This window comes from Rhodoferax sp. (assembly GCF_011391645.1).
Taxonomy (GTDB): domain Bacteria; phylum Pseudomonadota; class Gammaproteobacteria; order Burkholderiales; family Burkholderiaceae_C; genus Rhodoferax.
Genome location: NZ_JAABQC010000025.1, coordinates 1 through 25359, shown reverse-complemented (window position 1 = coordinate 25359; position 25359 = coordinate 1). Strand labels below are relative to the sequence as shown.

At 61.2% G+C, this 25359-nt stretch carries 27 protein-coding genes; 13 read left to right on the top strand and 14 right to left on the bottom strand.

The window, feature by feature from the left end; all coding sequences use genetic code 11:
* The first annotated feature begins 75 nt into the window (after nt 1-75).
* Nucleotides 76-1305 (top strand): DNA polymerase IV, encoded by a 1230-nt coding sequence (gene dinB / locus GPS82_RS05275; protein WP_296491826.1) that lies wholly within the window; start codon nt 76-78, stop codon nt 1303-1305.
* Nucleotides 1306-1386: 81 nt separating this feature from the next.
* Nucleotides 1387-1977 (top strand): lysophospholipid acyltransferase family protein, encoded by a 591-nt coding sequence (locus GPS82_RS05270; protein ID WP_296491825.1) that lies wholly within the window; start codon nt 1387-1389, stop codon nt 1975-1977.
* Between the two features lie 9 nt (nt 1978-1986).
* On the opposite strand, the gene thrH is transcribed toward GPS82_RS05270, so the two are convergent.
* From thrH to GPS82_RS05240, 6 genes are all read right to left on the bottom strand, one after another.
* The gene (gene thrH / locus GPS82_RS05265; RefSeq protein WP_296491821.1) at nt 1987-2592 is read right to left on the bottom strand and encodes a bifunctional phosphoserine phosphatase/homoserine phosphotransferase ThrH; all 606 of its coding nucleotides are present in this window, start codon (nt 2590-2592) and stop codon (nt 1987-1989) included.
* 109 nt (nt 2593-2701) lie between these two features.
* Nucleotides 2702-3340, bottom strand: a complete 639-nt coding sequence (locus GPS82_RS05260) for a histidine phosphatase family protein (protein ID WP_296491819.1) — start codon at nt 3338-3340, stop codon at nt 2702-2704.
* A gap of 118 nt (nt 3341-3458) precedes the next feature.
* Nucleotides 3459-4058, bottom strand: coding sequence for a DUF4136 domain-containing protein (locus GPS82_RS05255; protein WP_296491817.1), 600 nt, complete (start codon nt 4056-4058; stop codon nt 3459-3461).
* A 15-nt stretch (nt 4059-4073) separates the two neighbouring features.
* Nucleotides 4074-5021 (bottom strand): tRNA 2-thiocytidine(32) synthetase TtcA, encoded by a 948-nt coding sequence (gene ttcA / locus GPS82_RS05250; RefSeq protein ID WP_296491813.1) that lies wholly within the window; start codon nt 5019-5021, stop codon nt 4074-4076.
* Between the two features lie 4 nt (nt 5022-5025).
* Nucleotides 5026-5421 carry a dihydroneopterin aldolase gene (locus GPS82_RS05245; protein ID WP_296491811.1) on the bottom strand — a complete coding sequence of 132 codons (396 nt, stop codon included), beginning with the start codon at nt 5419-5421 and terminating at the stop codon, nt 5026-5028.
* A 37-nt stretch (nt 5422-5458) separates the two neighbouring features.
* On the bottom strand, nt 5459-6253 hold the full coding sequence (locus GPS82_RS05240; protein WP_296491809.1) for an SDR family oxidoreductase: 795 nt from the start codon (nt 6251-6253) through the stop codon (nt 5459-5461).
* Between the two features lie 19 nt (nt 6254-6272).
* On the opposite strand from GPS82_RS05240, the gene GPS82_RS05235 reads away from it, so the two are divergent.
* The 9 genes from GPS82_RS05235 to GPS82_RS05195 all read left to right on the top strand — a co-directional run bounded on the left by GPS82_RS05235 (nt 6273) and on the right by GPS82_RS05195 (nt 14289).
* Nucleotides 6273-7415: an SAM-dependent methyltransferase gene (locus GPS82_RS05235; RefSeq protein WP_296491807.1), complete on the top strand. Its 1143-nt coding sequence runs from the start codon at nt 6273-6275 to the stop codon at nt 7413-7415.
* A 15-nt stretch (nt 7416-7430) separates the two neighbouring features.
* Nucleotides 7431-7625, top strand: a complete 195-nt coding sequence (locus GPS82_RS05230) for a DUF2905 domain-containing protein (RefSeq protein WP_296491803.1) — start codon at nt 7431-7433, stop codon at nt 7623-7625.
* 58 nt (nt 7626-7683) lie between these two features.
* Entirely contained in the window at nt 7684-8127 is a 444-nt protein-coding gene (gene trxC / locus GPS82_RS05225; RefSeq protein ID WP_296491801.1) for a thioredoxin TrxC, read from the top strand.
* 90 nt (nt 8128-8217) lie between these two features.
* Nucleotides 8218-8589: a phosphomannose isomerase type II C-terminal cupin domain gene (locus GPS82_RS05220; protein ID WP_296491799.1), complete on the top strand. Its 372-nt coding sequence runs from the start codon at nt 8218-8220 to the stop codon at nt 8587-8589.
* A 69-nt stretch (nt 8590-8658) separates the two neighbouring features.
* Nucleotides 8659-9651, top strand: coding sequence for an ROK family protein (locus GPS82_RS05215; RefSeq protein WP_296491797.1), 993 nt, complete (start codon nt 8659-8661; stop codon nt 9649-9651).
* Nucleotides 9652-9868: 217 nt separating this feature from the next.
* Nucleotides 9869-11119 (top strand): ABC transporter substrate-binding protein, encoded by a 1251-nt coding sequence (locus GPS82_RS05210; RefSeq protein ID WP_296491795.1) that lies wholly within the window; start codon nt 9869-9871, stop codon nt 11117-11119.
* 345 nt (nt 11120-11464) lie between these two features.
* Nucleotides 11465-12343: a sugar ABC transporter permease gene (locus tag GPS82_RS05205; RefSeq protein WP_296491793.1), complete on the top strand. Its 879-nt coding sequence runs from the start codon at nt 11465-11467 to the stop codon at nt 12341-12343.
* A 14-nt stretch (nt 12344-12357) separates the two neighbouring features.
* Nucleotides 12358-13212, top strand: coding sequence for a carbohydrate ABC transporter permease (locus GPS82_RS05200; RefSeq protein WP_296491791.1), 855 nt, complete (start codon nt 12358-12360; stop codon nt 13210-13212).
* A 6-nt stretch (nt 13213-13218) separates the two neighbouring features.
* Nucleotides 13219-14289: an ABC transporter ATP-binding protein gene (locus tag GPS82_RS05195; RefSeq protein ID WP_296491788.1), complete on the top strand. Its 1071-nt coding sequence runs from the start codon at nt 13219-13221 to the stop codon at nt 14287-14289.
* 27 nt (nt 14290-14316) lie between these two features.
* Here the strand turns inward: GPS82_RS05195 and GPS82_RS05190 are convergent, their stop codons facing one another.
* From GPS82_RS05190 to GPS82_RS05165, 6 genes are read right to left on the bottom strand one after another with little or no spacing between them, the layout of a single operon-like run.
* Nucleotides 14317-16833, bottom strand: coding sequence for an EAL domain-containing protein (locus GPS82_RS05190; protein ID WP_296491786.1), 2517 nt, complete (start codon nt 16831-16833; stop codon nt 14317-14319).
* A gap of 28 nt (nt 16834-16861) precedes the next feature.
* Nucleotides 16862-18286 carry a sensor histidine kinase gene (locus GPS82_RS05185; protein WP_296491783.1) on the bottom strand — a complete coding sequence of 475 codons (1425 nt, stop codon included), beginning with the start codon at nt 18284-18286 and terminating at the stop codon, nt 16862-16864.
* 16 nt (nt 18287-18302) lie between these two features.
* Nucleotides 18303-19007, bottom strand: coding sequence for a response regulator transcription factor (locus tag GPS82_RS05180; RefSeq protein ID WP_296491781.1), 705 nt, complete (start codon nt 19005-19007; stop codon nt 18303-18305).
* Between the two features lie 21 nt (nt 19008-19028).
* Nucleotides 19029-20300 carry a multifunctional CCA addition/repair protein gene (locus tag GPS82_RS05175; protein ID WP_296491780.1) on the bottom strand — a complete coding sequence of 424 codons (1272 nt, stop codon included), beginning with the start codon at nt 20298-20300 and terminating at the stop codon, nt 19029-19031.
* A 1-nt stretch (nt 20301) separates the two neighbouring features.
* The gene (locus tag GPS82_RS05170) at nt 20302-20985 is read right to left on the bottom strand and encodes a glutathione S-transferase family protein (RefSeq protein WP_296491777.1); all 684 of its coding nucleotides are present in this window, start codon (nt 20983-20985) and stop codon (nt 20302-20304) included.
* 5 nt (nt 20986-20990) lie between these two features.
* Nucleotides 20991-23000: a lytic transglycosylase domain-containing protein gene (locus GPS82_RS05165; RefSeq protein WP_296491774.1), complete on the bottom strand. Its 2010-nt coding sequence runs from the start codon at nt 22998-23000 to the stop codon at nt 20991-20993.
* 36 nt (nt 23001-23036) lie between these two features.
* Between GPS82_RS05165 and GPS82_RS05160 the strand changes: the two genes are divergently transcribed.
* Entirely contained in the window at nt 23037-23609 is a 573-nt protein-coding gene (locus GPS82_RS05160) for a 5-formyltetrahydrofolate cyclo-ligase (protein ID WP_296491833.1), read from the top strand.
* A 5-nt stretch (nt 23610-23614) separates the two neighbouring features.
* Nucleotides 23615-24712 carry a tRNA preQ1(34) S-adenosylmethionine ribosyltransferase-isomerase QueA gene (queA, locus tag GPS82_RS05155; protein WP_296491769.1) on the top strand — a complete coding sequence of 366 codons (1098 nt, stop codon included), beginning with the start codon at nt 23615-23617 and terminating at the stop codon, nt 24710-24712.
* Here queA and GPS82_RS05150 read toward each other — a convergent pair.
* Nucleotides 24690-24830, bottom strand: coding sequence for a hypothetical protein (locus GPS82_RS05150; protein ID WP_296491765.1), 141 nt, complete (start codon nt 24828-24830; stop codon nt 24690-24692). The two genes, queA and GPS82_RS05150, sit on opposite strands and share 23 nt — an antisense overlap.
* A 38-nt stretch (nt 24831-24868) precedes the next feature.
* Nucleotides 24869-25084, bottom strand: a complete 216-nt coding sequence (locus GPS82_RS05145) for a hypothetical protein (protein ID WP_296491762.1) — start codon at nt 25082-25084, stop codon at nt 24869-24871.
* Between the last annotated feature and the right edge of the window lie 275 nt (nt 25085-25359).

The window sequence follows — 25359 nt, the reverse complement described above, 5'->3', positions numbered from 1 at the left end:
AATCGCGCTCATTTTGGCCGCATTGGGCCAATGGCAAGAGGCTGCCGCCCCGGTTGCATCGAAAATCAAGACCTCATGAGCACCCCACTGAACGCCCCGCTGCGCCGCATTGCCCATCTCGACATGGACGCGTTTTATGCCTCCGTCGAGTTGCTGCGTTACCCCCAGCTCAAGGGGCTGCCGGTGGTCATTGGCGGCGGGCGCAGGGCGCAGAATGACGACCTGCAGGCAGCACAAGACGAGCGAGCGCCGCACAGCATCCCGGTCGCCGACTTTCCACGGCTGAAAGACTACAGCGGGCGCGGCGTCATCACCACCGCCACCTATGCCGCGCGCCAGTTTGGCGTGGGCTCGGCGATGGGGCTTATGAAAGCGGCCAGGCTCTGCCCCCAGGCGATTTTGCTGCCGGTGGACTTTGCCGCCTACCGGCACTATTCCCGCACGTTCAAGGACATCATTCTGGACATTGCGCCGCTTATGGAGGACCGTGGCATTGATGAGGTTTACATCGATTTCACGCAGGTTCCCGGCGGCCAGCGCGAAGGCGGCCGGGTGCTGGCGCGGCTGATCCAGAAAGCCATTTATGACGCCACAGCCTTGACCTGCTCGGTGGGCGTGGCGCCCAACAAGCTGCTGGCCAAGATGGCCAGCGAATTCAACAAACCCAATGGCATTGCGATCGTTTTCGAAGACGACCTGGAAGGCCGGTTCTGGCCGCTGGCCTGCCGCAAGATCAACGGCATTGGCCCCAAGGCCGATGAAAAACTGCAGCAATTGGGCATCCACACCATTGGCGAGCTGGCGCAAAAGGACGTGGGTTGGTTGATCGACCACTTTGGCCAGAAAACCGGGGCCTGGATGTTCGACGCCGCCCACGGCATCGACTGCCGCCCGGTGGTGCTGGAAAGTGAGCCGGTGTCGATCAGCCGCGAGACCACGTTTGAGCGCGACCTGCACGCGGTGCGCGACAGGGCCGAGTTGGGGGCCATTTTTACCCGCCTGTGCGAGCAGGTGGCACAAGACCTGCAGCGCAAGGGCTATGTCGGAAAAACCATTGGCATCAAGCTGCGTTTTGATGACTTCAAGAGCGTCACGCGTGACCTGACGTTGCCCGACCACACCTTTGATGCTGCCACCATCCGCCACCATGCCGGTCTTTGCCTCAAGCGGATTGCGCTGCAGCAAAAGCTGCGGCTGCTGGGGGTGCGCGTGGGTTCGCTGATGACCGCCGCAGAGCATCACCTGTGGCGCCAACATGAAGCGCCGCTGCAGCAGGTGCAGACGGCCATGGACCTGGAGACATAAGCCATAATTCGGCCCGGAAAGGACCGCCGTTTGGTGCCTGTGAAACGGCTGCTGGACGTTTTTAACGCCATCGTTTCAGTCATGCATCGCACCATATTTTCTACCCCTCTCATCAACACCTTGCTGCGCGTGTTTTCGGTGACATTCCTCAAGCTGACTGGCTGGCAAGTGCAAGGCGCGCTGCCCGCGCAGGCGAAAAAAAGCGTGCTGATTGCCGCACCCCACACCAGCAACTGGGACCTGCCCTACACCCTGATGGTGGCCTTTGCGCTGCGCCTGAACATTTACTGGATGGGCAAGGCCAGCATTTTTCGCTTTCCGTTTGGCCCGCTGATGCGCTGGCTCGGCGGCATTTCGGTGGACCGCTCAAAAACCAACAACCTGGTGCTGGCCTCGGCGCAGGCCATTCAGGCCGCCGATGGCCCGCTGCAGCTGATCGTGCCGCCCGAGGGCACACGCAGCAAAACGCGCTACTGGAAAACCGGTTTTTATCACATCGCGGTGACGGCGCAGGTGCCGATCGTGATGGCGTACATGGACTACCAGCGCAAGCTCAGCGGCCTGGGGCCGGTCTTTGTGCCGACCGGCAACATCGAGGCCGACATGGTGCAGATCAAGGCGTTTTACGCGCCCTTCAAAGGCAAAAATGCGGGGCAGTTCGAGTCCGAATAACAAGTAGCCTTATCGCAGGGCGGCCCGGTCGATCTCGGCGCGCAGCTCGGTGTAGTTCATCGTCACCGGAAACTGGGGAAATTCGTCGATCACATTCTGCGGCGGGTGAAACAGGATGCCGGCGTTGGCCTCGGCCAGCATCGCGGTGTCGTTGTACGAGTCGCCGGCGGCTATCACGTTGAACTGCAGCTCCCGGAAACGCTGCACCGCTTCTTTTTTCTGGTTTGGCATGCGCAGGTGGTAGTTCACCAGAAAACCATCGGCGTCGGCTTCGAGCTTGTGGCAAAACAGCACCGGCATGTTGAGCTGTGCCATCAACGGCATGGCAAATTCATAAAAAGTGTCTGACAGGATGATGACCTGGTAGTCGCGCCGCAACGCGTCCAGAAAGTCGCGGGCACCGGCCATCGGCCCCATGTCGGAGATCACCTTTTGGATATCGGGCAGACCCAGTTGATGGGCCTTGAGCAAATTCAACCGGTACGTCATCAACTTGTCGTAGTCGGGCTCGTCGCGGGTGGTGCGCGACAGTTCCGGGATACCGGTGCGCTTGGCAAATTCGATCCAGATTTCGGGGACGAGAACCCCTTCGAGGTCAAGACAAACAAGCTGCACTGAAATTCTCCATAGGTTGGTCATCAAAGCCGGGCATGTTACCGTGAAAGAACCGCATTTGTGGGGCAGACTTGCACCTACCAGGGTCGACTGACGTCGACCCCATACATCAGGTGCTGTTCTCGTCCAAGGTGGGCTCTTCGAGGTGCGACGTATCGCCCCAACCCACCAGCGTGACGCCTTGGCGAGTCCACAGCAAGCGGTTGATGGCGGCATTGCCCAACTGCCAGGTGCGCGGGGCCTGTAGTTCCTGGCCGGTGGCCAGCCGGTACAGCACGTCCATCACGCCGCCGTGGGCCACCAGCACGATCTGGCCGCCCACGTGTTGCGAGGCAAAAGCATCCACAGTGCTGGCGATGCGCTGGCGCAAAGCCAGCAGCGATTCACCGCCCGGCGGCGCCCAGTCGGGCTCACGCTTGCGCCAACGCAGCGCCGCCTCGGGCCACTGCGCCTCAAGCTCAGCATAGGTTTGGCCTTCAAAGTTGCCAAAGCAGCGTTCACGCAGTTCCTGGGTGGCCACCAGCTGCGCCCCGGTGGTTTGCGCGATGGCGCTGGCGGTATGCCAGGCGCGCAGCAAATCGCTGGAGTAAATGGCATCAACAGCCTCACCGGCCAGTGCGCCCGCCACTTGCTCTGCCTGCCAGAGACCTTTGGTGTTGAGCGCAATGTCCAGGTGACCCTGCAGCCGGGTGTCCACGTTCCAGGCGGTTTCTCCGTGACGGATGGCGATGATGCGAGTGGCAAGCATAATATTTTGTGGGACAGACCGCAGTTACACGAAGTGAACCAGCTCTGTCCTCAACATTTTAAAAATTTGTGGGACAGACCGCAGTTACATGCAGTGAACCAGCGCTGTCCTCAACTGTTTACCTCGGTATTTCAATATTGACCCGGCGTACGCCCGCCGGTGGCGTCGGAAAGCCCTGCAGCGCGGCATCCAGCATGGCGGCCAGCACCGTTTCACTGTCGGACCAGATGCCGTCGTGGCTGGCATGGCTTTCAAACACCACAACACCCGCCGCGTTGCGCATGATCAAACTGACCTGGCGCCAATAGCTGGTGCGCGCGTCCAGTCCTGGAAAAAGCGGACCATAGCTGCCCACACTCAAGGCCCCACGACCCCATACCCACCCCAAACCCCAGCCAATGTTGAGGCCGCTGTCAGTGTAATAAGTCTCCTGGCGCTGGATGGCACTGACCTGCACACTTAACTTGGCCGCATTTTGTCGCTTGAGCCCCACCTTGGCCAGCGCCTGCTCGGCCAGCTTTTCCAGTTTGGCCTGATTCGCGGAATCAGCCATTTGCGAGGGCAGGCGCTCAAACTGGTAACTGGCCCCGGGGGCAATCGCTTGCGCGGTGAAACTGCTGACCTGGCTGTCAATGAGCCGCGTGCTGGCGCAGCCCGAGACCAGAAACACCAGCAAGACCAGCGCTGATCGCGCAATTTTGACAGAGACCAGAGGCATGGTTGTCTCCTTGTTTCAGAGTTGCACCACCTGCAAACCCGCTAAACCGGGCAGTGGAAATTCTTCCTCGTCAAAGACCTTGTCGCCCTCCGCATCGGCCTGCCCGGTGATTTTGATGTTTTTGAAATCGTAACGATTGACATCCATCAAGTGTGACGGCACCACGTTTTGCATGGCCGTGAACATGGTCTCGGTGCGGCCCGGGTATTGTTTTTCCCAGTCACGCAGCATCTGGCCAATGAGCTGGCGCTGCAGGTTTTCCTGGCTGCCGCACAGGCTGCACGGGATGATCGGGAACTCGCGGTGCGCGGCCCAGCGGGTGAGGTCTTTTTCCGCCACGTTGGCCAGCGGCCGGATCACGATGTGGCCGCCGTCGTCACTCACCAGCTTGGGCGGCATGCCCTTGAGTTTGCCGCCAAAGAACATGTTCAGGAAGAAGGTGGCGAGCATGTCGTCGCGGTGGTGGCCCAGCGCGATTTTGGTGATCTTGAGCTCATCGGCCACCCGGTACAAAATGCCGCGGCGCAGGCGACTGCACAAGCTGCACATGGTCTTGCCCTCGGCCACCACTTTCTTGACGATGCTGTAGGTGTCTTGCGTTTCAATGTGAAACTCGATGCCGAGTTTGGCCAGGTATTCGGGCAGGATGTGCGCCGGAAAACCGGGTTGTTTTTGGTCGAGATTGACGGCAATAATCTCAAAGTCGATCGGCGCGCGCCTTTGCAGTTTGAGCAAGATGTCGAGGAGCCCGTAGCTGTCCTTGCCACCGCTCACACACACCATGACGCGGTCGCCCTCCTCGATCATGTTGAAGTCGATGATGGCCTGCCCGACCTGGCGGCACAGGCGTTTTTCGAGCTTGTGGATTTCCCGCTCGATTTTGGGTTCGCGCGCTGCCGGGGTGGCCGGTAAAGACGTCCGGTTGGCGTCTTGGGTTTCGATGTCTGTCCAGACGGCATTCATGGCTTTAATCCTTGTTCCACTGACCGGTTTCAACGCGAATGGCCACCTCGCAATCGGCAAATATCTCCAGCTTGGCGATCTTGACGCGCACCCCTTTCACATTAGGCAACTGCATGAGCCGGTTGGCCAGCTTGCCAATCAGCGTTTCCAGCAGGTTGACGTGCTCCGCGGTGCATTCGTCGATGATGATCTTGCGCACCTTGCGGTAGTCCAGCACATGCATGATGTCATCATCTGCCGGCAGCAGGGGTTGCAGCCCCAGGCTCAGCTCGGCATCCACCTGGATCGGCTGCGGGGCGTTTTTTTCGGCTTCAAGAATGCCCAGGTTGGCATCAAAACGCAGGCCGGTGAGCGTCAGGGTTTGGTGGCCCAGCGTGTGGCTGCTGGTGTAATAGGTCATGGTGTGGGAAATGGGTAGATGAAAAGGTCGACCGCTGTTACAGCAGCGAGAAATCGCGCTCAAACTTCATCAGGTGCTGGCCACCATCAACCAGCAGGGTGGTGCCGGTGATGGACTGGTTTTCAAGCGCGAAAGCCACCGTGGCCGCCACATCGGCGGCAGTCGATGAACGGCCCAATGGGGACAGTTTGTGCAGGGCTTCAAATTTTTCCGGCGTCAGCATGTGGCTGGTCAGCGTCAGGCCCGGGGCCACGCCCACCACCCGCACCTGCGGCGCCAGCGCCAGCGCCAGCATGGTGTTGGCGGACTCCAGCGCGGCTTTGGACAGCGTGTAGCTGATGAAATCGGGATTGGGGTTCCATAATTTCTGGTCCAGCAGGTTCACCACCGCACCCTGGGCGCCCTCCCGTGTGAGCAAATGCGCGTGCAGCGCCTGGCTCAGCAGAATAGCCGCCCCGGTGTTGGCGCGCATGTGTTTTTCCATGGCGGCGAAGCTGAAGGTCTCGGGCGTGTCGTGCTCAAACGTGGACGCGCTGTTGACAATGGCGTCCACCTGGCCCAACTGTTCGAGCACGCTGGGAAGCAGGTTGCGCACCGCCGTTTCATTGGTCAGGTTGGCGCGAAACGAGACGCTGGCGCCGGACAATTTGATGCAGTCAGCGACCGTTTTTCGCGCGTCTTCCACCGAGTCGCGGTAATGCACGGCCACGCGCCAGCCTGATCTGGCCAGGGTCAGGGCAATCTCGCGACCCAGTCGTTTGGCGGCGCCAGTCACCAAAACAGTGCGTTGCGCAGGTGCGGAGGGAGAGCTAATGGTGGCGGTGTTCGACATTCGGGGACAATTCCAGGGTATGACAACAACCCACAGTTTAACGAGCGAGCTCGCCCACCACATCCGCCAGACGATTCTTCAGGCCGGCGGCTGGATTGGTTTCGATGTCTTCATGGACCAGGCCCTGTACACCCCCGGCCTGGGTTACTACGCCCACGGCAGCACCAAATTTGGCACCCTGCCCTACACCGTGCAGGACGGCGCGCGCAGTGCAGGCAGCGACTTTGTCACCTCGCCTGAAATGACACCGCTGTTTGGCTGGACGTTGGCGCAGCAGGTGGCGCAGGCTTTGCAGGTGACACAAACACAGGAAGTGTGGGAGTTTGGCGCCGGCTCGGGCGCGCTGGCGCTGCAGATTTTGCAGGCCCTGCAAGCGCAGGGGGCGGCCCTGCCGCGCTACACCATCGTCGACATTTCAAGCAGCCTGCGCGAGCGCCAGCAGGCCACTCTGGCGGCCTTTGCCGGGCAGGTGCGTTGGGTCGATGCGCTGCCGGACGACTTGCAAGGGGTGGTGCTGGGCAATGAGGTGCTCGACGCCATGCCGGTTAAGCTGCTGGCGCGGGTGCAGGGCCAGTGGCATGAACGCGGCGTGGTGCAGGGCGCGCTTGACGCCGACGGCGCACCCACGTTTGCCTGGGCCGACCGCCCCACGGCACTGCGCCCGCCGCTGGAACTCGGCGGGGTTCATGACTATCTGACCGAAATCCACCCGCAGGGCGAATCCTTTGCGCGCACCCTCGGCCAAAAACTTTCCCGCGGTGCGGTGTTTTTGATCGACTACGGCTTTCCCGAGGCTGAGTACTACCACCCGCAGCGCCACATGGGCACGGTGATGTGCCACCAGGCGCACCAGGTGGACGATGACCCCTTGGTTCGCGTTGGCCAGAAGGACATCACCGCCCATGTCAACTTTACCGGCATCGCACTGGCCGGCATCGACGCTGGCCTGGGCGTGCTCGGTTACTGCAACCAGGGCCGGTTTTTGATGAACTGCGGCCTGCTCACGCAAATGGAAAGCGCCGACCTGCCGACCCGGGTGATGGCGCAAAAACTGATCATGGAGCATGAAATGGGCGAGTTCTTCAAGGTGATCGGTTTTTACAAGGGTGAACCCTGGCAGGCGCTCGGGTTTGAAACCGGCGACAAAACCCACACGCTATGAGCAAGGCCTGACGCCATGTTTCGCTGGCTCATCGTTGTTTTTTTGGCGTTGGTGCTGATCAACGGCATCACGCCCTGGCTGCAGCGGCTGGGATTTGGCAAGTTGCCGGGTGATTTCCGTTTCAAGGTTTTCGGCAAGGAATTCTTCATTCCGCTCACCACGACGATCATCTTGAGCCTGGTGGCGGCGGCCATTGCCAGATTCGTTTGAATCTGCCGCTTGAATTCATGTCGGGCGCAACCATCTGGTTGACTTGAAAGGATTTGTCATGACCGACCCCCTGCACATTGTTTGCCCGCATTGCCACACCACCAACCGCGTCAGCCGCGCCAACCTTGGCAACGCGCCAGACTGCGGCAGTTGTCACAAGCCGCTGTTTACCGCTCATCCGGTGATGCTCGACGAAGCCAGTTTTGCGCGCCACATCCAGCGCAACCAGATTCCGGTGCTGGTCGATTTTTGGGCGCCCTGGTGCGGCCCGTGTCGCCAGATGGCCCCGGCCTTCGAGCAGGCCGCCGCCAAATTGGAGCCTGCAGTGCGGCTGGCCAAGGTGGACACCGAAGCCGAGCAAGCCCTGGGCGCCCGTTTCAACATCCGCAGCATCCCCACGCTGGCGCTGTTTGTCGGCGGCCGCGAGGTGGCGCGCCAGGCCGGTGCCATGGGCGCGGCCGACATCGTGCGCTGGACGAAGCAGCATTTGCCGGGTGGCTGAACGCAACCGGGTCATGTCGGCGTAATGCCGCGGTAACCAGCGCCCGCAGCCGGGATTAGCATGGGGCCCTCACAATCCAAGGCCACGACCATGTCCACCACCGCCCAGACTGTTGAACGCATCGAGCGCACGCCACGGCCCTGGGGCTGGTATGAAACGGTTTCCGAGGCAGCCAACCACAAGATAAAACGCATTGGTGTGCTGCCCGGCCAGCGCATCAGCCTGCAAAGACACACCCAGCGCGCCGAGCACTGGGTGGTGGTGCAAGGCACAGCCCGGGTCACGCTGGGTGAACGCAGCGTTGACCTTGGCGTGGGTCAGCATTGCGACATTGCGCTGGGCCAGGTGCACCGGCTTGCCAATGTGACTGCTGCGCCTGTGGAAATTATTGAAATACAGTTCGGCGCCTACCTGGGCGAAGACGACATCGTGCGCCTGGGCGACGACTATGGCCGCGTCTGATGTGCCGGTGCCTTAACATCGCCTGCTGCCAACGACCCATGGCCAGTTCATTTTATTGAGGCCCCTCTCATGACAACACACGTTTTAACCCATGGTTTTAGCCTGCCCGCTGGCAGCCATCCAATTGCCTGCGTCGACATCGGCGGCACCAAGGTGGCGGTCAACATCGTTGACGACCAGGGTATCCGCGGCAAGGTGTCCGAGCCGACCGCCACCACGGGAGCCAACGATGCATTAAGCCAGCAAATCATCCGCCTGATTGGCCAGAGCTGTGATGCGGCGGACGTGCCGGTCCAGCGAATCGCCCGGGTTGGCGTGGCGTCCTGCGGTCCCTTCGTGCTGAACAACGGTCTGGTAGAACTGGCGGCACCAAATATTTGCGGCGGCCTGGCGGGCAAAGCACGCGGCCTGCCCAACGACTGGAAAACCGCTTTACTGGAAGCGCCCCTGCGGGCCGCGTTCGCCCATGTGCGGGTCGAAAACGACGGCATTGGCGCACTTGAGGCCGAGCGCCGCTGGGGCGCCTTGCAAATGGACGGTCAACCCATGGCCAACTGCGCCTACGTGACCTGGAGTACCGGCATTGGCACCGGTTTGTGCGTCGATGGACAGGTGTTGCGCGGGAAAAATGGCAATGCCGGCCACGCCGGCCACCTGTTTGTGAGCGACAACAATGATGCGCTGTGCGGTTGCGGCAACATGGGCGATGTCGAAGGCCTGGTGGCGGGCAATGCCATCGCGCGGCGCTTTGCCAGTTCGGGCTATGCAGATGCGGCGCTACTTTTCAAGGCAGCTTATGCCGGCGATGCCAAGGCGGTGGGGCTGATTGACGACTTGTGCCTGGTGATGGGGCGCATGCTCTACGCCTTGATTGCCACGCTGGACCTGCAACGCATCAGCATTGGCGGCAGCGTTTATTGGCATCACCGCGACTACCTTTTGCCGCGCCTGCAAGCCGTCGTGAAGGGCAAGCTGCCCGCCTTGACCGATGGCTGCGAGCTGGTCAGCGCCGGCCTGGGCGAGCGGGTGGGTGACTTTGGCGCGCTGGCGCTGGTCGCCTGATACCGTTCCAAGCACGCGTTGAACCCGCCTCGGACGCCGGATCGGTTGCAAAACCCATGTCCTGGATCAAAATGTTGGCATCTAGGGGTAAATACCCCCTTGCGGGCTCCTGAAAATTAATTAACAATTAATTAATTCGCGCAACACGGTGTCTGCACGAATCCACCCGCGCCTTCTGACCCTGGATTGGGCAGGCAGGCAGACTTAAGGAGACAACATGATCAAACTTTCCAAATTGGCTTCGGCCGTGGCCATTGTGCTGGCAGGTAATGTGGCGATGGCCGGTGAGGTCGAAGTGCTGCACTGGTGGACCTCTGGCGGCGAGGCCAAGTCGGTCGGTGAGCTGAAAAAAATCATGCAAGGCAAGGGTCACACCTGGAAAGATTTTGCCGTGGCTGGCGGCGGCGGCGACAACGCCATGACCGTTCTCAAAAGCCGGGTCGTTGCTGGCAATCCGCCCGCCGCCGCCCAAATCAAGGGCCCCGGAATTCAGGAGTGGGCTTCAGAAGGTGTTCTGGCCAACCTCGACGCCACTGCCAAGGTCGAAAAATGGGACGAGTTGCTGCCCAAGGTGGTGGCTGATGTCATGAAATACAAAGGCAACTACGTGGCAGCACCGGTCAATGTGCACCGTGTCAACTGGATGTGGGCCAATGCCGCCGTGTTGAAAAAGGCCGGAGTTGCGGGCGCCCCCAAGACCTGGGACGAGTTTTTTGCCGCAGCTGAAAAAGTCAAAAAAGCCGGCCTGATCCCGGTGGCGCATGGCGGCCAGAACTGGCAGGACTTCACCACGTTTGAAGATGTGGTGCTGGGTGTGGGTGGCGCCAAGTTTTACCAGGATGCTCTGGTCAAATTGGACCAGGCTGCACTGACGAGCGCCACCATGACCAAGTCGCTGGAAACTTTCCGCAAAATCAAAAGCTACACCGACCCAGCCTCCCCCGGGCGCGACTGGAACCTGGCCACGGCCATGGTGATCCAGGAAAAGGCCGCGTTCCAGTTCATGGGAGACTGGGCCAAGGGTGAATTCACCGCTGCCGGCAAGGTGCCGGGCAAGGATTACATTTGCGCTGCCGCCCCCGGCACAGCCAATGCGTACACCTTCAACGTGGACTCGTTTGCCATGTTCAAACTGAAAGACGCTGCCGCTCAAAAGGCCCAGGCTGATCTGGCGGCCGCCATCATGGGCACGGAGTTCCAGGAAGTATTCAACTTGAACAAGGGCTCCATCCCGGTTCGCCTCAACATGAGCATGGCCAAATTTGACGATTGCGCCAAGCTCTCGACCAAGGACTTTGTTGACACCGCCAAAACGGGTGGCCTGTTGCCATCCATCGCGCACGGCATGGCTGTAATGCCTGCCGCCGAAGGCGCGATCAAGGACGCAGTCAGCCAGTTCTGGAACAACGACAAGATGAGTGTGGCCGACGGCGTCAAGAGCATCGCCAAGGCTGCTGCGACCAGGTAAAACTGGGGGCAATTGAGGCTGTTAACCGTACTCGCAGCAGGGCTGGGGTACGTGTCGCCGCTCATGTCCCCCGCCCTGACGGGCTCCTCCTTTACTTCGCTTTGATACATACCCCAACCCTGTTGCTGGACGATGATGGTTTGCTGGCAGAAACGCCAAGCCGGCGTCGAGACCTGACGGGGCGGGTGTTGCACGAAGTGAGGTAAAGGAGGAGACCGAAAGCCGGGAGGCTTTCGGTCGGGGGACACGAACGCAGTGCGATACCCGGCCCGTCAGGTCGGTTAGCAAGCGCAGGTATTCCACCAGAGCGGCTTCCCAGGTTCAAAAACCAAAGGCAAAGTGACTATGAAATCCTTTGAAAACGTGTTACCCAAACTGGTGATCGCCCCGGGCTTTGTGCTCGGCTTTGCCTTCATTTACGGCTTCATGATCTGGAACGGCGTGTTGTCCGTGACCAATTCGCGCATGCTGCCCAATTACGACGAGTTCGTCGGGCTGGAGCAATATGTCAAGCTTTGGGAGATGGACCGCTGGTATGTGGCGCTGAAAAATCTCGGTATTTTCAGCGTGCTGTATGTCGGCGGCTCAATGCTGCTGGGCATGGTGCTGGCGATTTTTCTGGACCAGAAAATTCGCTTTGAAGGCGTGATTCGCACCATTTATTTGTACCCCATGGCGCTTTCGTTCATTGTCACCGGCACCGCCTGGAAATGGATTTTGAACCCCAGCCTGGGGCTGGAAAAACTCATGCACGACCTGGGCTGGGCCAGTTTCAGCTTTGACTGGCTGGTGCAGAGCGACACTGCCATCTACTGCGTGGTGATTGCCGGCATCTGGCAGTCGGCCGGCTTTGCCATGGCACTGTTTCTGGCAGGGCTGCGCGGCATTGACGACAGCATCATCAAGGCGGCGCAAATTGACGGCGCTTCTCTGCCGCGCATCTACTGGCGCATCATTTTGCCGGTGCTGCGCCCGGTGGTGTTTTCCACCATTCTGGTGCTGTCGCACCTGTCGATCAAGGCGTTTGACCTGGTGATGGCGCTCACCGCCGGCGGCCCGGGCTTTGCTTCGGATGTGCCCGCCACCTTCATGTTCACCATGAGCTTTACCCGCGGTCAGATCGGCCTGGGCGCAGCCAGTGCCACGATGATGCTGGCGTTGGTGGCCGCCATTGTGGTGCCTTACCTTTACAGCGAACTGCGGTCCAAGCCGCATGAGCGTTGAGCCGGGAGCCAATGATGAACGCAAAAAATCTTTCTCGACTGGCGGTTTATGCCGTTTTGGGTGTGGCAGCCTTCTTTTTTCTGGCGCCACTCTATGTGATGCTGGCCACCTCTTTCAAGGACGCTGAACAGATCCGTTCCGGCAATCTGCTGAGCCTGCCGCAGGGGTTGAACTTTGAGTCCTGGACGCTGGCCTGGTCCACCGCCTGCACCGGCGTGGACTGCCGGGGACTGAAGCCCTACTTCTGGAACTCGGTGATGATGGCGGTGCCCGCGGTGCTGATTTCGACCGCCTGGGGTGCGATCAATGGCTATGTGCTCAGCATGTGGAAGTTCAAGGGCAGTGATCTGCTGTTTGGTTTCATCCTGTTTGGTGTGTTCATGCCGTTCCAGGTGGTGCTGCTGCCGATGAGCCAGGTGCTGGGGTATCTGGGCTTGTCCAGTTCGATTGCCGGCCTGGTGCTGGTGCATAGCCTCGCGGGCATGGCGGGCACCACCCTGTTTTTCAGAAACTACTACACCGCCATACCGCGTGAGCTGGTCAATGCCGCGCGCATGGACGGCGCGGGTTTCTGGCGCATTTTCTATCGCATCGTGATCCCGATGTCGACGCCCATCCTGATGGTGACGCTGATCTGGCAGTTCACCAACATCTGGAACGACTTTCTGTTTGGCGTGGCCTTCAGCGGCGCTGACAGCAAGCCCATCACGGTCGGCTTGAACAACATGGCCAACACCACCAGCAGCGTGAAAAACTACAACGTTGACATGGCAGCCGCCATCATCGCGGGTTTGCCGACCATGCTGGTGTATGTGTTGGCCGGTCAATATTTCGTCAAAGGTCTCACAGCTGGCGCTGTGAAAGGATAAAAAATCATGGCAGCTTCTCTTCACATCGCAGGCATTCGCAAGATTTATGGCAAGGGCGACAAGGCCGTCGAGGTCCTGAAAAAGATCGACATTGAAGTTCCCCCCGGTGAATTTTTGATTCTGGTGGGGCCTTCTGGCTGCGGCAAGTCCACCCTGCTCAACATCATTGCCGGCCTGGAAGACCCTTCCGAGGGCGAACTCAAGATTGCCGGCAAAAACGTCATCGGAGTGGCCCCGGCCCAACGCGACATTGCCATGGTGTTTCAGAGTTACGCCTTGTACCCGACCATGAGCGTGGCCGACAACATTGGCTTTGCACTGGAAATGCGCAAGGTGCCGCTTGAGGTGCGCAAAAAACGCATCCAGGAAGTGGCCGTCATGCTGCAGATCGAGCACCTGCTTGACCGCCGGCCGGCTCAGTTGTCGGGCGGGCAGCGCCAGCGCGTCGCCATGGGTCGCGCCCTGGCGCGTGACCCGCAACTGTTTTTGTTTGATGAACCCTTGAGCAACCTGGACGCCAAGCTGCGCGTGGAAATGCGCGCCGAGATCAAGCGCCTGCATCTGGTGAGCGGCATCACCACGGTGTATGTGACGCATGACCAGATCGAGGCCATGACGCTGGGCAGCCGCATTGCCGTGATGAAAGACGGCATTCTGCAGCAAATTGGCACACCGGATGACATTTACCGCCGCCCGGCCAACACCTATGTGGCGGGTTTCATCGGCTCCCCCACCATGAACTTCATCACAGGGCAGGCCAGCGGGTCCGGTGACAACGGCTTGTTTGCCTTTGAGGGCGGCAGCCTTGCCCTGCCCTGCCCGGCATCAGGCAAAGTCACGCTGGGGCAGCGCCCCGAGCATATCCACTTGAGCGACGACGCTACCTGGCGCGGCCAGGTGATGCTGGTCGAGCCGACCGGAGCCGACACCTATGTGGTGGTGAAAACCGGCGTCGGCATGATCACGGTGCGCACGCCACCCAGCACACAAGTGAAGATGGGCGACACGGTCGGCATGACAGTGAGCAGCAACCACAACAACTGGTTCAACACACAAAGCGGCCTGCGCCTGGCCTGATGCGGGGCACGGCCGCGGTCACGCGGGTCACGCCGTTGCAGCATCGTCCAGCGCTTGCTCCGAACCTTGCACCATGGCCTCAAAATCTGCCGGGCTCAACGGGCGTGAGTACAAATACCCTTGCGCATAGTCGCAGCCGGCAGCTTTCAGCAGATCACGCTGCCCGACCGTTTCCACGCCTTCGGCGATCACCTTCATGCCCAGGGCGTGGGCCATGGCGATGATGGCCTGACACAGCACCAGATCGGTCGTGTTTTCATTCAGATGGCGCACAAATGACTGGTCAATCTTGATGAAGTCAATGTCAAACTTTTGCAGGTATGACAGCGACGAATAGCCGGTGCCAAAGTCGTCCAGCGACACATTGATCCCTTCGTGCCGCAATTTCAGCAATTGCTCAACCACACCGGTGCTGCTGGACAGCAGCAGACCCTCGGTGATTTCAACCACCATGCTTTCACCAGGCAGGTCGAGGGCGCGCAGCTTGTCGATCCAGGGCATATGGTTGGGATTGGGCTTCTCAAATTGCAACGGCGATTTGTTGACGCTGATCTGGAACTGGGGGTGCAAATGGGCGCGCCAGAGCTTGACCTGGGCTGCGGCCTGGTCAAAAATCCACTCGCCCATGTCAACAATCAGGCCACTGCTTTCGGCGATCGGAATAAAGTCCGCCGGGCTGATCAAGCCGCGCGTTGGATGCTGCCAGCGAATCAGCGCCTCGGCTTTCTGAATCCTGCCGTTGGCAAGGTTGACGATGGGCTGGTACAGCATGAAAAACTGCAGCGCAGGCAGGGCCGCACGAAGGTCGTGAGTCAGTTGGGCGCGCTGCATTGCCGCCTCCTGCAGCGATGCCGTGAAAAAGCTGAAGCGGTTGCGGCCGGCGGCCTTGGCCACATAAAGTGCCTGATCGGCGTTTTTCAGCAGGTCTTCCACCTCCAGGGTGTCGTTGGGGAACACCGTGACGCCCATGCTGGCAGACACAAACACCTGGTCCAGACCGAGCTGAAACGGCTCACTCAAGGCATTCAGCAATTTGGGCAGGATACCCTGCAGATTCGACTCGTCGTTCAATGCCGTCACGATCACGGTAAATTCATCGCCCCCCATGCGCGCCACGGTATCCACCTCACGCAGGCAGTGCTGAATGCGCCGCGCGGCCTCCACCAGCAACTCGTCGCCGCGATCGTGGCCCAGCGTGTCATTGACTTCCTTGAAATGGTCCAGGTCGATGAACAAAAGCCCCAGTTTGAGGTGATTGCGGCGGCATTTCTTCATCTCCTGAATCAGGCGCTCACGCATCAGCCGCCGGTTTGGCAAGCCGGTCAGGGCATCAAAGTGCGCTTGTTGCCAGACCACCTCATCTGCCGTTTTACGCTCGGTAATGTCAGTGTGGGTGCCCAGCATGCGTAGCGCCTGACCCTGGGCATCGCGGCTGATCACCATGCCGCGGCTGTGCACCCATTTCCAGCTACCGTCCTTGCACAACACCCGATGCTCATTGCTGTAAGTGGGCGTGACACCATCCAGATGGGCCTGTCGGTCGTGCTGCAGGCGCCCCACATCGTCGGGATGGACCAGCGCGTCGAGTTCAGCCACCCCGACTTTGAGCTCGCCGTCCTCGTAGCCGTAGATGCGCAGCAGATTCGGCGACAGGTATTGTTCGCCGCTCTGCACCTGCAGGTCCCAGACGCCGTCGCCAACACTCTCCAGCGCCAGCTTCCAGCGCGCCTCGCTGTCGCGCAGGGCCATCTCGGTCTGCTTGCGCCGGGTAATGTCCTGCACGATGGTGGTGCGCTTGACCGGTCGACCTTGCTCCCAGGCGGTGGTTCCGCGTGAGTAAAGCCAGATACGGCGGCCCTTCAGGGTCAGCATTTCAATCTCATACTCGTGGGTTGAGGTGGGCTCGCCCGAGTGCTGGTAAGAGGCCTCGTCAATGGCCAGCGATTCTTCGGTGAACAAGGGCCGGATGCTGGCGGCTGACGGCGCGAAAGTCTGCGGCGTGGCCTCAAAAATGCGGTAAACGCCCTCGGTCCAGGTGACCTGGCTGTGCTCCAGGTCAACCTCCCAGCCGCCCAGCTCGGCCAGCGCCTGGGTGGCAAAAAGCAGTTGGTTGGCGCGTTTGCGACCCGCCTCCGCCTGCACATAGTCACTGACATCCACCACCGTTTGAACCCGTCGGGCATCCGGCAGGCATCGGGTTTGCACCTGCAGGGTGCGCCCAAGGTGTTTCAAGCGCAAATAATGCTCGGATATCGGCTCCTGGTCAGCTTGGGGGGATGTCTGCAGGTTTGGCTGATCCGGGGGCGGATGCGCGCCCGCAAAATCACCGCGCTGCATCTGAAAATCGTAGATTTCGCGCAGCGAGGGGCCGCTTGCCAGGAACTCTGGCGGCACGTCGAGCAAATCGGGCAAACAGGGATTGAAATGGCTCACGCAGCCATCGGCGTCAAACACACAAACCCCCTGACTGAGGCAACCCAGCAAGGTTTGACAGAAGTCATGTGTTCCCTGCTCGGCGCTGTCTCCAGCATCTAGATTCACCATAAATTTTCATCCCAAAAATGACTGAAAGTCACACACGCTGATTGTCGGCGTGATCGACTGGCAAGCACAACTGCACCCGCAACCCCTGAGGCAGCGCTGCCAGCACGCGGGCCTGACCGCCATGGCGCTGGGCAATCTCGGCCACGATGGCCAGACCCAACCCGCAACCCCCCGGCACATCACTGGCGCGCCAAAAACGCTCAAACACATGCGGCAAATCCTGCGGTGACAGACCTGGTCCTTTGTCGGCCACCTCGAGCACCGCCTGATCGCCCTGCAGTTGCACGCTCAGGGTCACTTCGCTGCCGCTCCCGGCGTACATCAGGGCGTTGTCGATCAGGTTGTTCAGTGCCTCACGCAACAAAAAACTCTCGCCCGCCAGCATCAGGCAATCGACCCCTTCATAACCCAAGTCTATCCCGGCCTTGAGCGCGCGCGGTGTCCAGTCGCGCGCCACTTCACGCGCCAGGCTGGCGACATCCAGCGGCTGCAGCTTGATTTCGACCTCATTGCGCGCCAGCGACAACAACTGGTGCACCAGATGGGCACTGCGCTGGGCGCCGGCAAGCACCTTGCCAAGCCGCTCGCGCAGGGCCTGCGGATCATGCTCCGCCAGCGCCAGTTCGGTCTGGCTGATCAACCCCGCCAGAGGGGTGCGCAACTGGTGCGCGGCATCATTCAGAAAGCGTTTTTCCTGGCCCAGGCTGCGCCGCACCGCCGTCAGCAAATGGTTCACCGCACCGGCCAGTGCATGTACTTCCTGCGGCGCTTGCGTCATCTCGATCGGTGACAAATCGGACAACACCCGATTGCGCCGGTCGCCCAATTGCGCCTGCAGCCGGGTCAGCGGCTGCAAGCCGCGTGAAATGCCGCCATAGACCAGCACGCTCAGCACCATGGCCAGCAGCAGCAGCGGTGCCAGCATGTCGGCAATCAGCTCGGTGGTCAGGCGCTGCTGGACCGCCAGGCTCTTGGCCACCTGCACGCGCAGGCGCTGCGGCGAGCCCGCGTCGCCGTAGTCCACCTCCAGCAAAGCCACGCGCATCGGCTTGCCGTCCACGCGGGCGTTGTAAAGCAGCGCTTCACGGGTTGGCTGAAGCAACTCTCCAGGCGGATCAGGCAGCTTGCCATTGCCCAGCAGGAAGCTGCCCGGCGGGCTTGAAACCATGTAGCTCACGCGATCGGCGGGATCCTGCTCGATGATGTCCTGCGCAGCGCGCGGAAAATCAATCAGCAGGCCCGAACCAATTGGTTTGACCTGACGCGCCAATGAGCGCACCAGTTGGGTCAGTGACTGGTCAATGGCCTTTTCGGCATACTTGAGGGCGATCCGGTAGGCCAGCGCGCCGCCCACCAAAAACAACACCAATTGCGGCAACAACAACCACAGCAACAACTGGCGCTTGAGGGACAGGCCGTGCCCGCGATGCTGGGGAGGGCTGACAGGGGTCATTTGCGCGCGCAGGCAGTCAGGCGCTGCTGGTTTCCAGCATGTAGCCCAGGCCGCGCACATTGCGAATATTCAGGCCCGAGTCCACCAGTTTGCGGCGCAGGCGGTGGATATAGACCTCCAGCGCATTGGAGGCCAGGGCGCCGGGCTCACCAGGGTCGCTCTGCCAGGTTTCCAGCACATCCTCGCGACTCACCACGCGCCCGGCCTGGGTGACCAGCAACGACAGCAGGGCCCACTCGCGCTGCGTGAGTTCCAGCGCCTCATCCCCCAGCCAGGCTTGCGGCAGCGTGGCATCCACCCGCAGCGGACGCTGGCTGTGGCTGCTGGCCAGCTCCAGCGAGCCGCCAAAAGCCGGCAGCCGGGCGCGCCGCAACAAGGCGCCCAGGCGGGCCTGCAATTCGGCCATGTTGAAGGGCTTGGTGAGGTAATCATCCGCCCCGGCGTTGAGCCCCTGCACCCGATCCTCGACACCGTCGCGCGCCGTCAGGATCAGCACCGGCAGGGCAGGCAGACGCTTGCGCAGCCAGCGCAACAGTTCCATGCCACTGATTTTTGGCAAACCCAGATCCAGCACCACGCCGTCAAAGCGTTGCACCTCGAGCAGCCTTTGAGCCGCTTCGCCATCGGCCGCCGCCGTGATGCCGTGGCCCGCCTGCGCAAGCTGTGCGCACAGGCCGTCGCGCAGCAATTCGTCGTCTTCAATGATCAGCAAACTGGACATGGTGCAAGCATACCCGAGGAGTCATGAAGCCTGGTGCGACGGCAACAGCAATCTCTGCACCGCCCGGGTCCTGGCCTGATGAATGAGCTCACCCACTTTTTGGCCACTCGCCCCACCCGCCATGGCATCGGAGGCGATCGATCGGGTGTCCACCGCTTGCATCGTGGCGAGCACATCGAGCAGCCGCTGGCGCTGCGGGTACGACGAGTCAAAATAACCCAGCCGGCCCCGCGCATCGCATTCGCAGGCCAGCAGTATTTGCGCAAAACGCTCAGGCTTGCGCAGGGCATCACAGCGCTCCAGCAACCGCACCAGCGCGGCGGCGTCGAATCCGGGCGAGCGATGGATGTTGCTGTGCTCGCGCGCCATCACCTCGGACAGTTCGCGGCAGTCGGTGGGCACACGCAGGCGGTCACTCAGAGTCTTGACCAACTGGGCGCCGCGCTGTTCATGTCCCAGGTGGCGTGGCAGGATATCGGCTGGCGTGTTGCCCTTGCCCAGATCATGCGTCAGGCAGGCCAGCCGCACCGGCAGTGGCGCCTGCAGGTGCGCGCTCATGTCGACCACCATCATCACGTGAACGCCGGTGTCGACCTCGGGATGGTAGTCGGCACGCTGCGCCACGCCCCACAGGCGGTCCACTTCAGGCAGCAACCTGGCCAGCGCGCCGCAGTCGCGCAGCACGGCAAACATGCGCGAGGGTTTGGCTTCCATCAGGCCGCGCGCAAGTTCTTGCCAGACGCGCTCGGCCACCAGATGATCCACCTCGCCCGTGGCCACCATCTCGCGCATGAGTCGCAATGTTTGCGGGGCCACCGTGAAGTCGGCAAAGCGTGCCGCCAGGCGCGCCACGCGCAGGATGCGCACCGGGTCTTCACGAAACGCCGGACTCACATGGCGAAACACCCTGGCTGACAAATCCTGCAAGCCGCCATGGGGATCGATCAGGTTTTGCGGGTCCCATTGGCCGTTGGCCTGGACATGGCACGCCGCCACCGCCATGGCGTTGACGGTGATGTCGCGCCGCGCCAGGTCTTCTTCCAGGGTCACGTCCGGATGCGCGTGAATGGAAAAACCGTGGTAGCCGGGCGCGGTTTTTCGCTCGGTGCGGGCCAGCGCGTATTCGTCGTGGGTTTGCGGGTGCAGAAACACAGGAAAGTCTTTGCCCACCGGCAAAAAACCCTGCGCCAACATATGCTCAGGGGTGGCGCCAACCACCACCCAGTCACGGTCGGTGACCGGCCAGCCCAACAGGGCATCTCGCACGGCACCGCCCACCAGGTAAGTTTGCATCTCAGCGGTGCAGTCGGTAAGGCTCTTCAAAATCCAGAAAATCCTGCTCGGCCAGCGCGCCGTCGATCCAGGCCTGCACGGCCGGTAACGCACAAACGCGCTGGACATAGGCCTGAACATCATCGGGCAGCGGCAAAGCGTAGGTGACCAGGCGCATGCAGACCGGCGCAAAGGTGGCGTCGGCCGCACTGAAGCTGCCAAACAGCAACGGGCCACCACTGGTTTGAAGACACTGCTGCCACATGCTGACCAGGCGCGCCACGTCGGCGCGCACCGCGGGCTGGTCACGCCAGGCCAGTGCACCCGCCTCAGGCAGGCTGGCCTCGATGTTCATCGGACACTGCGAGCGCAGGCCGGCAAAGCCGCTGTGCATTTCGGCGCACAGGCTGCGGGCACGGGCACGGGCAGCTTTGTCTGTGGGCCACAAGGCTTTCTCGGGGAACTGTTCGGCCACATACTCGGCAATCGCCAGCGTGTCCCACACCACCAGGTCGCCATCGACCAGCACCGGCACCTTGGCCGTCGGCGACACCTTGCGCATCGTGGCCTTGAATTGCGAATCGGGTGTGAAGGCGTCAAAACGCACCATCACCTCTTCAAACGGGATGCCGGCCTGGGTCAGCAACACCCAGGAGCGCATCGACCAGGATGAGTAGTTCTTGTTGCCAATGTAGAGTTTCATCATGGGGCTCAAGGCAGTTCACGGTTCACGGCCAGCGCCTGGTCCAGCGGCCCGACCAGCCCCAGCCGGGCTTTGAGCGACTGGGTCTTGCCGGTGATCATGGCCGCATAAATGGTGGTGTTGGCGAGCACTTTCTTGACGTAATCACGGGTTTCTGTGAAGGGCACGTTTTCGGCCCAGATGGCGGCCTCCAGCAACGGTGCGCCAGTCTGGCCGCGCCAGGCACGCGGCCGACCCGGGCCTGCGTTGTAGGCCGCAGCGGCCATAGGCATCGAGCCGGCAAAGTCATCAAGCACCAACTTGAGGTAGCCGGTGCCGATGGCAATGTTGGTGTCGCGCTCGGTGATCTGGTGCGGCCTGAAGTCGGTCATGCCAATTTTTCGGGCAGTCCAGCTCGCCGTGGCTGGCATCACCTGCATCAGGCCCGAGGCGCCCACGTGCGAGCGGGCATCCATGATGAATCGGCTTTCTTGCCGGATCAGGCCATAAACATACGCCGGATCCAGCCCGATCTCGCGTGTACGGTTCAGTACCGCCTGCTTGTGCGGCATCGGAAAGCGCTGCGTGATGTCAAACACGTTCTTGGTGCGTTCACTGGTGTTGATGCAGCGGTCCCAGACTTCGCTGCGACAGGCCAGATCAGCCGCTGCCAGCAGTTCGCGGTCGCTCATGCCACCGGGTGTGTGCAGATTGGTGCTGTAGTTCCATTCGCGCACCCCATCGGAGCGCATCCCGATGGCAATGGCCAGCAGCGCACGCTGCAAGCCAGGGTTGCTGTTGGCGGCCGTTTTTTCTGCTTCCGTCAGGGGTTCCGGCGCGGGCGGCGGTGTGATGGCCAGGCCCAACTCTTCTTGCGCCAGCAATTCGTAAAAGCCCTGCAACCCGGCCACGCTTTGCAACAGACGCCGGGGCTCGACACGGTCTGCCGGCGTTTTGGCCAGGGCCAGGAGGGCGCGTGCGCGCCAGTAGGTCCAGCCGGCCTCCTTGCGTTGGCCCTCGCTCATCGCCGCAGTGGCGGCGGCCACCTGCTCCCAGTTGCCCGCACGCAGCGCCGCGCGCACTTTCCAAGCCAGGTGGTCGGCGTGCATGAGCGCGTCTTGCCCATTCATGAAATAGGCCAGCGACTTGTCAGAAAGCCGCATCGCGGCGGCCTTGCCGATCACGCCCCAGACCCAGCTGCGCTCCTCCTGGCTGAGCTGGGTTTTCCAGCGCAGCTTGTCAAGTTCAGCGGCTGCAAGGTCGGGATCTTTGACCGCGAGGCGAATCATGGCCAGCGTGACCAGCTCTTTGGTGCGCAGACGCAGCGCCAGCAGCTTGCCCTCGAGGTAGTGCTCGGGATTGCCATAAATCGCGCTGACGGTGTTGGCCCATTCTGCGTCAAGCAGGCCCACGGCCTGGCTGGCAATGCGCTGGTTGCCGTTGCGCTGGGTGCCATTTTCCATGGCAAGACGCGCCCGCAGCCAGGCTGCATGCGGCTGGAGCTTTTTGGCCTTGAGTTGCTGCTCCGCGGCGGCCGCACAGCCCTGGTCGAAATCGCGCTGTGACAGCCACAAGGCCTCAACCTGTTGCGCCACATCGCGCTCATTTGACCTGAAGTCGGTCAGCAAGGCGTAGCACTGAACCGAACGGTCATCATTCATGCGGAAACTGGGGTACTCGGCCATGAAGGTGCCCCACTCCTGCCGCTGCCCCAGCAGCAGCAACCAGTCATTGCGCAAACGGTCTTCCTGGTAAGTGCCTGCGAAGCGGCTCAAAAAGCGGCTGATTTCCTGCGGCTCAGCCATTTCCAGGCGGGCGCGCAACTCCCAGTAGGCGGCCCAGGGCGCCAACACATGACCTTGAGCGCGCGGCAGCAGCTCGGTCAGGCGTTTGGTTTGGCCCTTGGCAAAGGCCTCGCGCATCTCCAGGATCACGGAATCGGCCGCGCTCGGGCCGAAAGCCTGGCCCTGGGCCAGCGCGGGAACGCCGCCCAGCACGCCAAACAAGCCAATCAATGTCAAAATGGTTCTCAACTGCATGGTGTGATTATGAATAATTCTGACGAACAAAAGACCATTGAAAAAAAAGCTTTGCGCAAGCGCCTGATCGAGCAACGCCTGCGGCTGCCCGACCGGCAAGAGCGTATCGACATGCTACAGCAGGTGATGCGCATCTGGCTGGTGGGGCGTCCCGACACCGTGATCGGCGCCTATTGGCCGATCAAGGGTGAGTTTGACCCGCTGCCAGCCCTGCACCGCTGGAAAGAAGACGGCGAACTCATTGAGCAACAACAACTGCGAAAGATTGGACTGCCCGTGGTGGACAAAGTTCACAAAACCATGGCCTTTCATGCCTGGTACCCCGGTTGCCCGATGGAAGAAGACGCTTACGGGATCCCCAAGCCCAAAGACACCGAGGTCATTACTCCCACGCTGCTGTTCGTCGCCTGCGTCGGTTATGCCCCCGGCGGCTACCGGCTGGGCTACGGCGGTGGTTTTTATGACCGCACCCTGGCGACCCTGAAGCCGCGCCCGTTCACCGTGGGGCTGGGCTTTGGCACCGACTTTTTGCCCGATTTCGAGCCCGAACCGCACGACTTGCCGATGGACGCCATCCTGAACGACCACGGCGTGGTCTGGCCGGTGTGAGCACCATGCCGCTTGCGCCCGACACAGGACGAGCGTATTGCCTGAGCGACTTTGACTTTGTTCTGCCGCCCGAGCTGATTGCCCAGCATCCGGCGTCTGAGCGCAGTGGCTCACGGCTGCTCGACAGCACGTCTGGCCAGCCGGTTGACCGCATCTTCAAGGAGCTGCCAACGCTGCTGAAGCAAGGCGACCTGCTGGTGTTCAACGACACCCGGGTCATGAACGCGCGCCTGTTTGGCGAAAAGGCCACCGGTGGCAAGCTGGAACTGCTGATCGAGCGGGTGCTTGGCGGCAACCAGGTGGCGGCGCACCTGCGGGTCAGCAAAAAGCCCGCCGTGGGCGACACGGTGTCGCTGGTGAGCGCGCCCGGTTACCCGGACAATTTGAGCGCCACGCTGCTGGGGCGCTGGCCCGATGCAAATGGTGCGCTGTTCCGCTTTGTGCTGTCCAACGATGCAGGCGATGACCCCTACACCCTGATGGCACGCCACGGCCACGTGCCGCTGCCCCCCTACATCACCCATGCCGACTCCACCGAGGATGCCCAGCGCTACCAGACCGTGTTTGCCAAGAACCTGGGTGCGGTCGCCGCGCCCACTGCGGCACTACATTTTGATGAAGCCCTGTTTGAGCGGCTTGATGACGCGGGCGTGCAACGCGCCCATGTCACGCTGCATGTGGGCGCGGGCACCTTTCAACCAGTCAAGACTGAAAACCTGTCCGAGCACCAGATGCACAGCGAGTGGTATGAAGTGCCGGCGGCGACCCAGCAGGCCATTGCCGACTGCCGCGCGCGCGGCGGGCGCATCATTGCCGTGGGGACCACCACGGTGCGCACGCTCGAATCCTGGGCCTTGAGTGGCCAGACCACCGGCGACACATCCATCTTCATCACGCCGGGGTTTGACTTCAGGCTGGTGGACGCGCTGATCACCAACTTTCACCTGCCCAAGTCCAGCCTGATGATGCTGGTGAGCGCCTTTGCCGGTTATGAGCACATCATGGCGCTTTATGCCCACGCCATCCGCGAGCAATACCGATTTTTCAGCTATGGCGATGCCATGCTGCTAACGCGCAAACTCAACGCGCCTGAAGCCGGTTGATGTACTCGATCAGCGCCAGGATGCGTCCGCGCACCAAAGCCGCCGAGTCGTAATTGCCCCGCGCATCGATGAATCTTTGGGCGTCGTCAACCAGGTAAGTGCGGCCCCAGATCGGCATGTCACGCCTACCATGGCTGGCCACACCGTCACCCTGAATCACGTCATACATCCGGGCGGCTGGCAAATGCCCTGATTTTTCTTGGCCAACTGGGTGAGATCGGGTGGACTGACCCGCAGCAACTCCTGCAACGACCCATTTCCCTTGCCATTCTCGCCATGGAAGATCGCGCAATTGGTATCGAATTCAAGCTTTCCGGGCTCTGCCTTTTTCTGCTGCGCCATAACAGCGCCACCGCTCAGGGCCAGAGACACGGCAATGAGAAGACTTGAGGCTGAATTCTTCATATTGGTATTCCTGGGGTTTATCGGAGTAGACAACCTAAGAGCCGTAAACGCCGCTCCCGTTGCGAATTCTCACTTCTGATGTGTTTAGGACGGCCTGACAAAAAGCACAGCCGTCACCCTTTGCGCGCATGTGCGCTCACCGCCGCGGCGGCATCAGGGGCTGGCTTTTTGCCTGCACAAGCTCAAGGCCTGGCAAAGTAATTCACCCCCTGAAGGCCCTGGTAGTCCGCGTCTTGCGTCCA

What these genes read in the sequence shown, in the direction of transcription:
- GPS82_RS05165 (WP_296491774.1), bottom strand. Translation starts at nt 23,000, where the DNA reads ATGCAGTTGAGAACCATTTTGACATTGATTGGCTTGTTTGGCGTGCTG.
- GPS82_RS05175 (WP_296491780.1), bottom strand. Translation starts at nt 20,300, where the DNA reads ATGCAAACTTACCTGGTGGGCGGTGCCGTGCGAGATGCCCTGTTGGGC.
- GPS82_RS05260 (WP_296491819.1), bottom strand. Translation starts at nt 3,340, where the DNA reads ATGCTTGCCACTCGCATCATCGCCATCCGTCACGGAGAAACCGCCTGG.
- GPS82_RS05150 (WP_296491765.1), bottom strand. Translation starts at nt 24,830, where the DNA reads ATGCCGATCTGGGGCCGCACTTACCTGGTTGACGACGCCCAAAGATTC.
- GPS82_RS05255 (WP_296491817.1), bottom strand. Translation starts at nt 4,058, where the DNA reads ATGCCTCTGGTCTCTGTCAAAATTGCGCGATCAGCGCTGGTCTTGCTG.
- dinB (WP_296491826.1), top strand. Translation starts at nt 76, where the DNA reads ATGAGCACCCCACTGAACGCCCCGCTGCGCCGCATTGCCCATCTCGAC.
- GPS82_RS05200 (WP_296491791.1), top strand. Translation starts at nt 12,358, where the DNA reads ATGAACGCAAAAAATCTTTCTCGACTGGCGGTTTATGCCGTTTTGGGT.
- GPS82_RS05230 (WP_296491803.1), top strand. Translation starts at nt 7,431, where the DNA reads ATGTTTCGCTGGCTCATCGTTGTTTTTTTGGCGTTGGTGCTGATCAAC.
- GPS82_RS05215 (WP_296491797.1), top strand. Translation starts at nt 8,659, where the DNA reads ATGACAACACACGTTTTAACCCATGGTTTTAGCCTGCCCGCTGGCAGC.
- GPS82_RS05205 (WP_296491793.1), top strand. Translation starts at nt 11,465, where the DNA reads ATGAAATCCTTTGAAAACGTGTTACCCAAACTGGTGATCGCCCCGGGC.
- GPS82_RS05190 (WP_296491786.1), bottom strand. Translation starts at nt 16,833, where the DNA reads ATGGTGAATCTAGATGCTGGAGACAGCGCCGAGCAGGGAACACATGAC.
- trxC (WP_296491801.1), top strand. Translation starts at nt 7,684, where the DNA reads ATGACCGACCCCCTGCACATTGTTTGCCCGCATTGCCACACCACCAAC.
- GPS82_RS05240 (WP_296491809.1), bottom strand. Translation starts at nt 6,253, where the DNA reads ATGTCGAACACCGCCACCATTAGCTCTCCCTCCGCACCTGCGCAACGC.
- ttcA (WP_296491813.1), bottom strand. Translation starts at nt 5,021, where the DNA reads ATGAATGCCGTCTGGACAGACATCGAAACCCAAGACGCCAACCGGACG.
- GPS82_RS05170 (WP_296491777.1), bottom strand. Translation starts at nt 20,985, where the DNA reads ATGATGAAACTCTACATTGGCAACAAGAACTACTCATCCTGGTCGATG.
- GPS82_RS05180 (WP_296491781.1), bottom strand. Translation starts at nt 19,007, where the DNA reads ATGTCCAGTTTGCTGATCATTGAAGACGACGAATTGCTGCGCGACGGC.
- queA (WP_296491769.1), top strand. Translation starts at nt 23,615, where the DNA reads ATGCCGCTTGCGCCCGACACAGGACGAGCGTATTGCCTGAGCGACTTT.
- GPS82_RS05270 (WP_296491825.1), top strand. Translation starts at nt 1,387, where the DNA reads ATGCATCGCACCATATTTTCTACCCCTCTCATCAACACCTTGCTGCGC.
- GPS82_RS05210 (WP_296491795.1), top strand. Translation starts at nt 9,869, where the DNA reads ATGATCAAACTTTCCAAATTGGCTTCGGCCGTGGCCATTGTGCTGGCA.
- GPS82_RS05185 (WP_296491783.1), bottom strand. Translation starts at nt 18,286, where the DNA reads ATGACCCCTGTCAGCCCTCCCCAGCATCGCGGGCACGGCCTGTCCCTC.
- GPS82_RS05220 (WP_296491799.1), top strand. Translation starts at nt 8,218, where the DNA reads ATGTCCACCACCGCCCAGACTGTTGAACGCATCGAGCGCACGCCACGG.
- GPS82_RS05245 (WP_296491811.1), bottom strand. Translation starts at nt 5,421, where the DNA reads ATGACCTATTACACCAGCAGCCACACGCTGGGCCACCAAACCCTGACG.
- GPS82_RS05235 (WP_296491807.1), top strand. Translation starts at nt 6,273, where the DNA reads ATGACAACAACCCACAGTTTAACGAGCGAGCTCGCCCACCACATCCGC.
- GPS82_RS05195 (WP_296491788.1), top strand. Translation starts at nt 13,219, where the DNA reads ATGGCAGCTTCTCTTCACATCGCAGGCATTCGCAAGATTTATGGCAAG.